Origin of the sequence: Pseudomonas flexibilis, assembly GCF_000806415.1 — a bacterium.
Classification (GTDB): Bacteria; Pseudomonadota; Gammaproteobacteria; order Pseudomonadales; family Pseudomonadaceae; genus Serpens; species Serpens flexibilis.
Genome location: NZ_JTAK01000004.1, coordinates 238469 through 251242 on the forward strand (window position 1 = coordinate 238469; position 12774 = coordinate 251242).

General features: G+C 68.0%; 12 protein-coding genes. 9 read left to right on the forward strand and 3 right to left on the reverse strand.

Translation table 11 applies throughout. The features are described 5' to 3' along the window. Positions 1-2: 2 nt before the first annotated feature. The gene (locus PT85_RS10345) at positions 3-719 is read right to left on the reverse strand and encodes a DUF3298 and DUF4163 domain-containing protein (RefSeq protein WP_039559264.1); all 717 of its coding nucleotides are present in this window, start codon (positions 717-719) and stop codon (positions 3-5) included. 133 nt (positions 720-852) lie between these two features. On the opposite strand from PT85_RS10345, the gene PT85_RS10350 reads away from it, so the two are divergent. From PT85_RS10350 to PT85_RS10390, 9 genes are all read left to right on the forward strand, one after another. Then, positions 853-1470 (forward strand): NUDIX domain-containing protein, encoded by a 618-nt coding sequence (locus tag PT85_RS10350; protein ID WP_027589043.1) that lies wholly within the window; start codon positions 853-855, stop codon positions 1468-1470. A 2-nt stretch (positions 1471-1472) separates the two neighbouring features. Beyond that, positions 1473-1919 (forward strand): DUF1249 domain-containing protein, encoded by a 447-nt coding sequence (locus tag PT85_RS10355; protein ID WP_407681088.1) that lies wholly within the window; start codon positions 1473-1475, stop codon positions 1917-1919. 102 nt (positions 1920-2021) lie between these two features. Next, a complete protein-coding gene (gene cpdA, locus PT85_RS10360) occupies positions 2022-2837 on the forward strand; it encodes a 3',5'-cyclic-AMP phosphodiesterase (RefSeq protein ID WP_039559262.1) in 816 nt (271 codons plus the stop codon). Between the two features lie 105 nt (positions 2838-2942). Next, positions 2943-3560: a YqiA/YcfP family alpha/beta fold hydrolase gene (locus PT85_RS10365; protein ID WP_027589046.1), complete on the forward strand. Its 618-nt coding sequence runs from the start codon at positions 2943-2945 to the stop codon at positions 3558-3560. Positions 3561-3575: 15 nt separating this feature from the next. After that, positions 3576-5465 (forward strand): DNA topoisomerase IV subunit B, encoded by a 1890-nt coding sequence (gene parE / locus PT85_RS10370; protein ID WP_039559259.1) that lies wholly within the window; start codon positions 3576-3578, stop codon positions 5463-5465. Then, complete coding sequence (locus tag PT85_RS10375; RefSeq protein WP_175444353.1) at positions 5462-6445, forward strand: esterase-like activity of phytase family protein; 984 nt, start codon at positions 5462-5464, stop codon at positions 6443-6445. Before parE ends, PT85_RS10375 begins: the two co-directional genes overlap by 4 nt. After that, positions 6442-6966, forward strand: coding sequence for a retropepsin-like aspartic protease family protein (locus tag PT85_RS10380; protein WP_039606599.1), 525 nt, complete (start codon positions 6442-6444; stop codon positions 6964-6966). Before PT85_RS10375 ends, PT85_RS10380 begins: the two co-directional genes overlap by 4 nt. A 9-nt stretch (positions 6967-6975) precedes the next feature. After that, a complete protein-coding gene (gene parC, locus PT85_RS10385) occupies positions 6976-9228 on the forward strand; it encodes a DNA topoisomerase IV subunit A (RefSeq protein WP_039606600.1) in 2253 nt (750 codons plus the stop codon). A gap of 164 nt (positions 9229-9392) precedes the next feature. Beyond that, positions 9393-10076 (forward strand): PqiC family protein, encoded by a 684-nt coding sequence (locus tag PT85_RS10390; RefSeq protein WP_027589051.1) that lies wholly within the window; start codon positions 9393-9395, stop codon positions 10074-10076. Between the two features lie 167 nt (positions 10077-10243). On the opposite strand, the gene PT85_RS10395 is transcribed toward PT85_RS10390, so the two are convergent. Next, entirely contained in the window at positions 10244-11449 is a 1206-nt protein-coding gene (locus PT85_RS10395) for an acyl-CoA dehydrogenase family protein (protein ID WP_039606601.1), read from the reverse strand. A gap of 9 nt (positions 11450-11458) precedes the next feature. Then, the gene (locus tag PT85_RS10400) at positions 11459-12739 is read right to left on the reverse strand and encodes an acyl-CoA dehydrogenase family protein (RefSeq protein WP_039606602.1); all 1281 of its coding nucleotides are present in this window, start codon (positions 12737-12739) and stop codon (positions 11459-11461) included. Positions 12740-12774 lie beyond the last annotated feature (35 nt).

Below are 12774 nucleotides of genomic sequence, written 5' to 3' on the forward strand. Positions count from 1 at the left end.
CCCTACAGATACTGCGGCTTCAGAATGCCGCGCAGTTGCTCTTTCGGAATGCTCAGTTCCGGATGGCCACTGGCATAGGGCGCGATGCTGTATACGTCATACTTGAGCAGCACCCGGTCGCTGAGCAGCGCGATGTTGCGGGTCGGCTGGAACTGCCAGAAGGCGACGAACTCCTTGTCGGTGGCATGCCCCTTCTCCACCAGCCAGCGCTGGTGCGCCTCGGCGGCCAGCGACCAGAACGCGGCTTCCTGGCCGGGCAGTAGCAGATCCGCCAGCTGCAGCTCGCGATCACCGCGCCGCTCGTAGTTGATGAAGCCCCGTCCGGGCAGGCCGTGGGCACCCCCGGTGTACTGGTAGCTGGACAGCTCGATGACGATCAGCCCGTCATGCTGCTCGCGTACCTGCGCCTGCAGGTAGCTGGTCTGCTCCGGCTCGGCGCCGCTCAGGTAGCTGCGCTGATACTCACGCAGCGAAGCCGGCAGCGGATCGTTGGCATGCAGGCGGGTCATTTCCAGCAGCCGCTGTTCGATCAGCCGATCCAGCGCGGGCTCGTCGGGAAAATGCAGGGTGTCGATGTTGACCAGCGGGCAGGCTTCGCCCCGGCAACCGGCTGGCCGCTCCTCCCACGCCTGGCGTTCATAACGCGCCTGCCCGCCCAGGGGCAGCAACTGGCAGGCACTGAGCAGGAGGAAACTGACAAGCACAAGGAGCTTAGGCATGTGGCGAATCCCTTGACCGGCATTGAAGGTCATTCAGCTTGGCACGCCGTCGCTCATCGGCAAAGTGGCTGCGGCCGACACCAGGTCACGCTAGGATGTTCGACAGTTTTCCCACTGCGCCTGGATGGCTTTCATGTCCGATTTCTTCAAGGCCGATGCCGACGCGGTCGAAGTCGTGCAACGCGAGCACTGCTTCCGCGGTTTCTACCGTCTCGATCGCCTGCACCTGCGCCATCGCCAGTTCAAAGGCGGCATGGGGCCGCTGATCAGCCGCGAGCTGTTCGTGCGCCATGACGCGGTCTGCGTGCTGCCCTACGACCCGCTGCGCGACGAGGTGGTGCTGATCGAGCAGTTCCGCGTCGGCGCGCTGGGCAAGAAAACCAGCCCCTGGCTGCTGGAGCTGGTGGCGGGCCTGATCGAGGAAGGCGAACAGCCGGAGCAGGTCGCGCACCGCGAAGCTCTAGAGGAAGCCGACCTGACGCTGGATCGCCTGTGGCCGATCACCGAGTACTTCCCGTCGCCCGGCGGCTCCGACGAACGCGTGCACCTGTACCTGGGCCGCTGCGACAGCAGCGCCGCCGGTGGGGTGCACGGCCTGGCCGAGGAAGGCGAGGACATCCGCGTGCATGTGCTGTCCTACGCGGACGCCCTGCGCGCGCTCAAGGACGGCCTGATCGACAACGCCGCCAGCCTGATCGCCCTGCAGTGGCTGGCCCTCAATCGCGACGAAGTGCGGGGTGCCTGGAGTTGATGGTGACCGGACGCGAACGTTATCGGGTCGACCTGTGCGAATTGCAGGCCAGCTGCGAAGCCAATTACCAGCGCCTGATGAAGCTGCTGCCGGACATGCGCACCGCCAGCCCGCGCGTACGCCGCGTGGCGCTGAGCCAGGGCGAGCACCTGCTCGGCGTGCTGGCCGTTGACGTGCTGGAGAACTGCCCCTATACCACCAGCCTGCGCGTGCGCCAGGAAAACGGCCTGCCCTGGCTGCCGGCGCCGCAACTGGAGGTACGCGTGTACCACGACGCACGCATGGCCGAAGTAGTCGGCGCTGCCGAGTCGCGGCGCTTCCTCGGTCGCTATCCCTACCCCAACGAAGCCATGCACCAGCCGGACGAGAAGACCCAGCTCAACCTGTTCCTCGGCGAATGGCTGAGCCACTGCCAGGCGCTCGGCCATGAACTGGAGCCGGTTCTGTAACAATTCCGCCCCCTCATGGTGTGAACCACTTCCGCTTTTCGGGTTTGCCGGCACCCCTGCCCATCTCGATAATCCCGACTCCATTGCACGAGAGCGCATGCCTTGCCGAGCCTGACTGACTCCACACCGGATGCCCCGGTATCGCTGGTTCAGCTGACCGACAGCCACCTCTTCGCCGACCCCAGCGGTCGCCTGCTGGGCATGAACACCGCCGAGAGCCTGGCGCGGGTCATCGACCGGGTGCTTGACGAGCAGCCGCACATCGACCTGCTGCTGGCCACAGGTGACCTGTCCCAGGACGGCTCGGGCGCCTCCTACCAGGCCTTTCTGCAGATGACCGCGCGGATTCCCGCGCCACTGCGCGCGTTTCCCGGCAACCACGACTTGCACGACCCGCTGCGCGGCATCGCCGGCGACAGCCCGCTCCTCGAGCCCGTCGTGGATTGCGGCGCCTGGCGCATCGTGCTGCTGGACACCGCCGTGCCGGACGCGGTGCACGGCCATCTGTGCGACAACCAATTGGATCTGCTGGCGCGAGCGCTGGACGAACAGCCGCAGCGCCCGGCGCTGATCTGCCTGCACCATCACCCGGTGCCGATCGGCTGCGCCTGGATGGACCGCATCGGCCTGGACAATGCCGAGGCGCTGTTCGCCGTGCTTGACAGCCGGCCGCAGGTACGCGCCCTGCTCTGGGGCCACGTGCATCAGGAATTCGACTCCATGCGCTCCGGCGTGCGTCTGCTGGGCTCGCCCTCCACCTGCGTGCAGTTCGCGCCGGGCAGCGATCACTTCAAGGTCGGCGACCAGTCACCGGGCTATCGCTGGCTGCGCCTGCACCCGGACGGCGAGCTGGAAACCGGCGTTTCGCGGGTAGAGGGCATCGCCTTCGATATCGATTACAACGTGCGGGGCTATTGAGCATCCCGGCGCGGCCGATACAGGCAGCGCCGGACTCGGCTTGCAGCGCGTGCCTGTGCGCTTTAGCCTTGCCCACCCACCCCACTTCCGTTATCGAACGCGCGCATGGCCAGCCAACTGCCCACCCTCCTCTATCTGCACGGCTTCAACAGCTCGCCGGCTTCGAAGAAGGCCCGCCAGCTGGTGCATGCCTGCGAGCAGTTGGGCGTCGCCGGGCAGTTGCGCGTGCCGGCCCTCCATCACCACCCGCGTGAAGCCATCGCCCAGTGCGAGCAGGCCATCGCCGAACTGGGCGCGCCGCTGCTGATCGGCAGCTCGCTGGGCGGCTACTACGCCACGCACCTGGCCGAGCACCACGGGCTGAAGGCCCTGCTGATCAACCCGGCCGTGCTGCCCCACACGCGCTTCGACGGCTACCTCGGTCCGCAGCAGAACCTCTACAGCGGCGAAACCTGGCAGCTGACCCTGGAGCACATCCAGGCGCTGGCCGCACTGGAAGTGCCCGCACCCCAAGACCCGCGGCGCTTCCAGGTGTGGCTGCAGACCGCTGACGAGACCCTCGACTACCGCCAGGCCCAGGCCTGGTACCGGGCCTGCGCGCTGCGCATCCAGCCCGGTGGCGACCACAGCTACCAGGGCTTTGCCGCTCAGTTGCCCGCGCTGCTCGCCTTCGCCGGCTTTGATCCCGGCCTGTGGCGCGACCACGATTTTTCCGATCTTTGACGAACTAGAGAGCCCATGGCCACTTACAACGCCGACGCCATTGAAGTCCTTTCCGGCCTCGATCCGGTGCGCAAGCGCCCGGGCATGTACACGGACACCACCCGCCCCAACCACCTGGCCCAGGAAGTCATCGACAACAGCGTCGACGAGGCGCTGGCCGGGCATGCGAAGAGCGTGCAGGTGATTCTGCACACCGACAATTCGCTGGAGGTGATCGACGACGGGCGCGGCATGCCGGTGGACATCCACCCAGAAGAGGGCGTGCCTGGGGTCGAGCTGATCCTCACCAAGCTGCATGCCGGCGGCAAGTTCTCCAACAAGAACTACCAGTTCTCCGGCGGCCTGCACGGCGTGGGCATTTCCGTGGTGAACGCGCTGTCCACCCGCGTGGAAGTGCGGGTGCGCCGCGACGGCAACGAATACCGCATGACCTTCGCCGACGGCTTCAAGGCCAGCGACCTGGAGATCATCGGCACGGTCGGCAAGCGCAACACCGGCACCAGCGTGCAGTTCTGGCCGGACGCCAAGTACTTCGATTCGGCGAAGTTCTCGGTCAGCCGCCTCAAGCATGTGCTCAAGGCCAAGGCGGTGCTTTGCCCCGGGCTGTCGGTGGTGTTCGACGACCGCAACAGCGGCGAGCGCATCGAATGGTGCTACGAGGATGGCCTGCGCTCCTACCTGATCGACGCCGTCAGCGCGTTCGCCCGCCTGCCGGAAGAGCCCTTCTGCGGCAACCTGGCCGGCGAGCGCGAAGCCGTGGAATGGGCGCTGCTGTGGCTCCCCGAGGGCGGCGAGGCGGTGCAGGAAAGCTACGTCAACCTGATCCCCACCGCGCAGGGAGGCACCCACGTCAACGGCCTGCGCCAGGGCCTGCTGGACGCCATGCGCGAGTTCTGCGAGTTCCGCAACCTGCTGCCGCGCGGCGTCAAGCTGGCGCCAGAGGACGTCTGGGAACGCATCGTCTTCGTGCTGTCGATGAAGATGCAGGAGCCGCAGTTCTCCGGCCAGACCAAGGAACGCCTGTCCTCCCGCGAGGCGGCCGCCTTCGTCTCCGGGGTGGTCAAGGACGCCTTCAGCCTGTGGCTCAACGCCCATCCCGAGCAGGGCCTGCAGCTGGCCGAGCTGGCCATCAGCAACGCCGGCCGGCGCCTGAAGGCCAGCAAGAAGGTCGAGCGCAAGAAGATCACCCAGGGCCCGGCGCTGCCCGGCAAGCTGGCCGATTGCGCCGGCCAGGACCCGCTGCGCGCCGAACTGTTCCTGGTGGAGGGTGACTCCGCCGGCGGCAGCGCCAAGCAGGCGCGCGACAAGGAGTTCCAGGCGATCCTGCCGCTGCGCGGCAAGATCCTCAACACCTGGGAAGTGGACGGCGGCGAAGTGCTGGGCAGCCAGGAAGTCCATGACATCGCCGTGGCCATCGGCCTCGACCCGGGCTCCGACGACCTGTCCCAGCTGCGCTACGGCAAGGTCTGCATCCTCGCCGACGCCGACTCCGACGGCCTGCACATCGCCACCCTGCTGTGCGCCCTGTTCGTGCGGCACTTCCGCACCCTGGTGGAGGCCGGACACGTCTACGTGGCCATGCCACCGCTGTACCGCATCGACCTGGGGAAGGACGTCTTCTATGCCCTGGACGAGGCCGAGCGCGACGGCATCCTCGAGCGCCTGACCGCCGAGAAACGCCGCGGCAAGCCGCAGGTCACGCGCTTCAAGGGCCTGGGCGAGATGAACCCGCCGCAGCTGCGGGAAACCACCATGGACCCGAATACCCGCCGCCTGGTGCAGCTGACCCTGGACGACTTCGAGGACACCCGGCAGGTGATGGACATGCTGCTGGCCAAGAAGCGCGCCAGCGACCGCAAGAGCTGGCTGGAAAGCAAGGGCAACCTGGCCGAGGTCGCGGTTTGATTCGCCGCTGGCTGCTGGCCGGCCTGCTGCTGGCCGGTGCGGTCCCTGTCGCCGCCACCGAGCAACTGCAACTGGCAGGCGAGCATCCCGTCGATGGCGTGCCGCGCGGCAACCTGTCGGGACTCGCCTGGTGCGGCGACGGCTTCTGGACGGTTTCAGACCGCGACGACGACCGCCTGTATCGCCTGGTGCCCGGCGAGCACAGCTGGACCGTCGAGGAAGAACGCTTCAGCGCGCCGCCACCGCCACCCTCCGGCCTGCCCTGGGGCTTGCGGCAGGGCCAGCGGCTGATCGGCTGGGTGCGCGGCGGCATGCTGGATTTCGAGGGCATCACCTGCGATGGCAGCGGTAACCGTTACCTGGTCAGCGAGGCCAGCCTCGGCGTGCTGATGATTCCCCCGGTCGGTCCGGCCCGCTGGCTGAAGCTGCCGCCGGCGCTGATCAGTCAGGCCCGGGGCGCCGGCCTGTTGCAGCGCCACAACGCCTTTCTCGAAGGCATTGCGGTCGACCCGGCCAGCCAGCGCCTGTGGCTGGCCGCCGAGCGCGAGCGCCGTGGCCTGTTGGTGCTGCATCGCCAGCAGGCCGACTGGAGCTGCAACGGCGGCTGCGTGCTGCTCAGCGAGGGGGGCTTCGAACCGCCGCCCGCGCAGAGCGGCCTGACCCGTCCGCAGCCGCTGGACTTCAGCGATCTGGCCTTTCATGAAGAGCGCCTCTATACGCTGGAACGCATGACCCACCAGATCTGCCGGCGCTCGCTGTCCACCGGCCAGGCAGAGCGCTGCTGGTCGTTTGCCGATGCCACGCTCGGCGAGGACCGCCGCTACGGGGCGCCACACGGCGTCGCGGAAGGTTTGTGGCTCGACGCAAAGGGCGCCTGGGTGCTGATCGACAACGGCGAACTGGCGCGGGGCGACGGCGAGCGCCGGCCAATGCTCTGGCACTTCGCCGCACCGGAAGGCGGCTGGGGGGCGACGCCGTGAGCAGCGCACCACCCGGCAAGCGCTTGGGGCGCATCATGCTGCTGCTCGCCTGGGGCGCCGGCATGCTGCTGGCCACGCGCTTCTTCGCCCAGTGGGAAGAGTCGCGCTACAACCCCAACCCGGCGCCGGCCTCGCTGCACAGCGCCAGCCATATCGAAGTGCGCCTGCAAGGCGACGGCCACGGCCACTTCCGCGCCAGCGGGCGCATCAACGGCCAGCCGGTGCTGTTCCTGCTCGACACCGGCGCCACCGACGTCGCCGTGCCGGAATCGCTGGTGGAGACGCTCGGCCTGGAGCGCGGCGCGCCCATGGAGCTGCTCACCGCCAACGGCCGCGCCACCGGCTATCGCACGCGCCTGGAACGCCTGCAGCTGGGCGACATCGTGCTCACCGACGTACGCGCACTGATCGCCCCGGGGATGGGCAACGACCAGGTGCTGCTGGGCATGAGCGCCCTGCGCCAACTCGAATTCACGCAGCGCGACGGCACCCTGCTGCTGCGCCAGTATTTTTCAAACTAGGGCCCCACCATGAGCGAAACCCTCGACCTCAGCCTGGATGGCGTGGAGCGCCGCTCCCTCGCCGAGTTCACCGAACAGGCCTACCTGAACTATTCCATGTACGTGATCATGGATCGGGCCTTGCCGCACATCGGCGACGGCCTCAAGCCGGTGCAGCGCCGCATCGTCTACGCCATGAGCGAACTGGGCCTGAACGCCGACGCCAAGCACAAGAAGTCGGCGCGTACCGTAGGTGACGTGCTCGGCAAGTTCCACCCCCACGGCGATTCGGCCTGCTACGAGGCCATGGTGCTGATGGCCCAGCCGTTCAGCTACCGCTACACCCTGGTGGACGGCCAGGGCAACTGGGGCGCGCCGGACGATCCCAAGTCGTTCGCCGCCATGCGCTATACCGAGGCGCGCCTGTCGCGCTATTCCGAGGTGCTGCTCAGCGAATTGGGCCAGGGCACCAGCGACTGGGTGCCCAACTTCGACGGCACGCTGGAAGAACCGGCGGTACTGCCGGCACGCCTGCCCAACCTGCTGCTCAACGGCACCACCGGCATCGCCGTGGGCATGGCCACCGACGTGCCGCCCCACAACCTGCGCGAGGTGGCTGCGGCCTGCGTGCGCCTGCTGGACGAGCCGAACGCCACGGTGGCGCAACTGTGCGAACACGTACCCGGCCCGGATTTTCCCACCGAGGCGGAGGTGATCACCTCACGCGCCGACCTGCTCAAGGTCTACGAAACCGGCCGCGGCTCGGTGCGCATGCGTGCCGTGTACCGCGTGGAGGATGGCGATGTGGTGATCACCGCGCTGCCGCACCAGGTCTCCGGCGCCAAGGTGCTGGAGCAGATCGCCGCGCAGATGCAGGCCAAGAAGCTGCCGATGGTCGCGGACCTGCGCGACGAATCCGACCACGAGAATCCCTGCCGCATCGTCATCATCCCGCGCTCCAACCGCGTGGACGTGGAAGACCTGATGCGTCACCTGTTCGCCACCACGGACCTGGAATCCAGCTACCGGGTGAACATGAACGTCATCGGCCTGGACGGTCGCCCGCAGGTCAAGGACCTGCGCACCCTGCTCGGCGAATGGCTGACCTACCGCATCGGCACCGTGCGCCGCCGCCTGCAGTTCCGCCTGGACAAGGTGGAGAAACGCCTGCACCTGCTGGAAGGCCTGCTGATCGCCTTCCTCAATCTCGACGAAGTGATCGCCATCATCCGCAACGAGGATCAGCCCAAGCCGGTGCTGATGGAGCGCTTCGGCCTCAGCGATCTGCAGACCGACTACATCCTCGACACCCGGCTGCGCCAACTGGCCCGCCTGGAGGAAATGAAGATTCGCGGCGAGCAGGACGAACTGGCCAAGGAACGCGAGAAGCTGCTGGCCCTGCTGGGCAGCGAGGCCAAGCTGAAGAAGCTGGTGCGCAAGGAGCTGCTGGAGGACGCCGAGACCTACGGCGATGCGCGCCGCTCGCCGATCATCGAGCGCGCCGAGGCCCGCGCGCTGTCGGAGACCGAATTGCTGCCGTCCGAGCCGGTCACCGTGGTGCTCTCCGAGATGGGCTGGGTGCGTTGCGCCAAGGGCCACGAGGTGGATGCCGCCGGGCTGTCCTACAAGGCCGGGGACAGCTTCAAGTCCGCTGCGCCGGGCCGCTCCAACCAGTACGCGGTGTTTATCGATTCCACCGGGCGCAGCTATTCGCTGGCCGCCCATTCGCTGCCGTCTGCGCGCGGCCAGGGCGAGCCGCTGACCGGTCGCCTGACCCCACCGCCCGGCGCCAGCTTCGAATGCGTACTGCTGCCGGACGACGAGGCGCTGTATGTCATGGCTTCGGATGCCGGCTACGGCTTCGTCGCCAAAGGCGACGACATGCAGGCCAAGAACAAGGCCGGCAAGGCCCTGCTCACCCTGCCGACCGGCGCCAAAGTGCTGCCGCCGCTACCGCTGAGCAACCGCGAACAGGACTGGCTGGCAGCGGCCACCAGCGACGGCCGCCTGCTGCTGTTCCGCATCGCCGAGCTGCCGCAGCTGCCCAAGGGCAAGGGCAACAAGCTGATCAGCATTCCCGCCGACCGCGTGGCCTCTCGGGAGGAATACGTCACCGCGCTGGCCGTGCTGCCCGAAGGCGCCAACCTGGTGCTGCAGGCTGGCAAGCGCACGCTGACACTCAAGGGCGAGGATCTGGCCCACTACCAGGGCGAACGTGGGCGGCGCGGCAACAAGCTGCCGCGCGGCTTCCAGCGGGTCGACGCGCTGCAGGTGGAAATCTGAGGGTAGTGCTGGGAGAATGCCCGGCACCAAGCGCCAGCCGCCCCGCCTGCACGCCCCTGGCGTCACGTGGCGACCTGACCGCACATTAGAATCACGGGCCGGCGAAACCCGCCGGCCCAGCTTGCTGCCAATCCGGCCGCCCCTTGCGGCCTTCTGGGTGAATGATGAAGTACATGCGCTTTGCGGCGCTGTCGCTGCTGACAGGACTGTTGGCGGTGGGAGGTTGTATCAGCCGCCCACCCGCCGTGCTCTATCAGCTGGACAGCGGCAGTCCGACAATCAAGGAAAAGGCCTCCGGCCTGATGGTACTGCTGGAACCGGTGGACCTGGCCGACTACCTCAACCAGAGCGATGCGGTGCTGCAGCGCCAGGCCGATGGCAGTCTGGTGCCCGACCTCGGTGCCCGCTGGGCCGGCAATCTGGGCGACAACATCGACAATGTCATGCTGCAACGCCTGGCCGGCCGTCTGAGCGGCCAGCGCGTCGCCCTGGAACCGGCCGCCGGTTTCGAGCCGGATATTGAAGTGCGCCTGAGCATTTCCCGGCTGGACTCCGGTCCACAGAAGCCGGCCGTGCTGGAAGGCCAGTGGCGCCTGCTGGACCGCAACGGCAAGCTGCGCGACAGTCGCCTGGTGCGCCTGGAGGCGGCACACCAGGGCAGCACCGCCGACCAGATCCGCGCCCAGAGCCAGTTGCTGCAGCAACTGGCCGAGCAGCTCGCCGGCGCCATCGAGCCGCTGTCGCGACAGATCGTCGCCGCCCGCAAGGCACGCCCGAGCGAGCCTCAGGCTCCGCAGATTCCCACCGTCGAGCCGCTGCGGACCGACGTGGAGATCTATCGGTTCTGAGGCTGGGCGGCGAGGGTCTGCACTGCCCATTGCCGGTCACCGTTGCGGTGATCTTCATGGTGGCCAACGCGCTGCGTTAACCACCCTACACCTGGCCGATCCGTAGGGCGGTCGGCGCCTTTTCCGGCCGCCGTGTGCACCCTACCGGCGGCCCGCCCCACGTGGCCCTACTTCAGTTCGGCGGAGCTCTTGCCGAGCAGCCGGCGGGCAATGATCAATTGCTGGATCTGCTGAGTGCCCTCGAAGATGTCGAGAATCTTGGCATCGCGCGCCCACTTCTCCAGCAGCTCGTCCTCGCCATAACCCTGCGGCCCTACCAGCGCCAAGCAGCCAAGGGTCACCTCGCCGACCATGCGGCCTGCCTTGGCCTTGGCAATCGAGGCCTCCTTCGAGTTCGGCATTCGGTTATCGGCCATCCAGGCTGCCTTGAGGGTGAGCAGCCGCGCCGCCTCCCACTCCGCTTCGTAGCGATGCCAGCAGGCTTCGGCGTGCTGCAGCACCAGCAGGGGGCGCTGGCGGTCGAAGCGACATCCTGCCTGCTTCAACAGCGTACGGCTGCGATCCAGCGCCGCCCGCGCCAGGCCCACCGCCATGGCGGCCACCAGCGGCCGGGTGTTGTCGAATGTCTCCATCACCCCGGCAAAGCCCTTCTGCGTATCGATATCGGGACTGCCCAGCAGGTTGGCGGCGGGCACCCGGCAATCCTGAAAACTGATCGAGGCGGTGTCCGAAGCCTTGATACCGAGCTTCTTCTCCAGCCGGGTCACGGTCATGCCCGGCGTGCCCTTTTCCACCACGAAGGACTTGATGGCGGCCCGCCCGAGGCTGCGGTCCAGGGTCGCCCAGACCACCACGGCATCGGCCCGCGCGCCAGCGGTGACGAAGATCTTCTCGCCGTTGAGGACGTAGTGGTCGCCGTCGCGCACCGCCGTGGTACGGATGGCCGCCGAGTCCGAACCGCAGCCGGGCTCGGTGATGGCCATGGCGGCCCAGACAGAGGCAAAGCGCTGGCGCTGTTCCTCGTTGGCCACGGCAGCGATCGCGGCATTGCCCAGCCCCTGGCGCGGCATGGACAGCAGCAGGCCGACATCGCCCCAGCACATTTCCATCACCGCCAGGCAGGCGGACAGGTTGCCGCCATTGCGTACGCCGTCGGCAGTGCCCTCGCTGCGCTTGCCCGCCGCGCCAGCTCCCACCGCATCCGGCGAGCCGGCATTCATGCCGTCGAGCAGCGCGGCAAGCATGTCCAGCTCCTTGGGGTAGGCATGCTCGGCACGGTCGTAGGTGCGGGACAGCGGTCGCAGGTAGTTCGCCGCCACCTGGTGCGCCTGGCTGACCAGCGCGCGGAATTTTCGCGGAGTTTCCAGATACATGGCTGATCCTCAGAGCGGCATTGCGCCGTTGAGCACGCCCACGGCGCGCAGGTCCCGGTACCAGCGCTCGACCGGGTGTTCCTGGGTGAAGCCATGCCCACCCAGCAGTTGCACCGCGGCGCTACCAATGCGCGGGGCGTGTTCGCTGCAGAACAGCCGGGCGCGCCAGGCCTGCTCCTGGAAATCCAGCCCCCGGTCGGCGCGCGCGCAGGCCCGCCAGAGCAGCAGGCGCATGCCCTCCAGCTCGATGGCCATGTCGGCGATGCTGAACGCCACGCCCTGACGGTGGCTGATGGGCTCACCAAAGGCGTGGCGGTCGTTGCAGTAGGCGATCACGTAGTCGAGCGCCGCCTGGCAGGTGCCCACCGCCAGGGCGCACCAGCCGAGGGCGGACAGATCGAGAAAGACCCGATGATCGAAGCCGCGCCCCGCAAGCCGGGCGTCACGCTCGACCTTCACCTGACGCAGGCGGATGCGAGTGGTGGCGCAGGCCTTCAGCCCCATGGCCGGCTCCGGCTGGCGCGAGAGGCCGTCAGTGTCGGCCGGCACCCGGAACAGCGCCGGCCCGTCACTGCACTGCGCCGAGACGATCAGGTATTCGGCGTCCCCGCCCTGCAGCACCAGGCACTTTTCGCCATCGAGCCGATACTGCCCGCCGCGCTTGCGCGCGCGGGTGGCGGGCCGTGCGGGATCGGCCAGTACCTGCGGCTCGTGGATGGCCAGGGCATAGTGCGGTGCATCTTCGTGCAGCAAGGCCGGCAACCAGCGTTGCTGCTGCTCGGTACTGCTCCAGCGGCGCAGGCAATGGGCCGCCGACAGGGGCTGCAGCAAGGCGGCGGCCAGGGACAGATCCCCCTGGGCCAGGGTTTCGGCCAGCAGGGCCGTGGTCAGCGCTGTCGGGCCACCGGCCAGCCCGCCCATGGACTCCGGCACGCCGTAATGCACCAGCCCGAGGGCAGCCGCCTGCGCTCGCAGCGCCGGGGGAAGGTTACCCTGCGCATCCGCCTCCAGCGCCGCCGGGCGCATGACCTCGACGGCGAACGGGGCCAGCATGTCGCGCAGCAGTTGCTGTTCCTCGCTCAGCGACAGGTCGAACAGCTCCGCAGGCCCGCTCAGCAGCGGCCGCGTGGACCCGTGAGCCGACCGGCGCCCGGCCAGTCGGAAGCCGGCGCGACTGCCACGTAGCAACAGGCCTTCCAGCGGCTTGCGCAGTTTGAATCGATCCGGCCAGTCGGCCCGGGCCAGGCGATTGAGCAGGGCCAGGGCGTGGCCCTGGAGGGTGGTGGTCATGGATATCGTCCCGATTCGGCGGAGAACCAGGATGA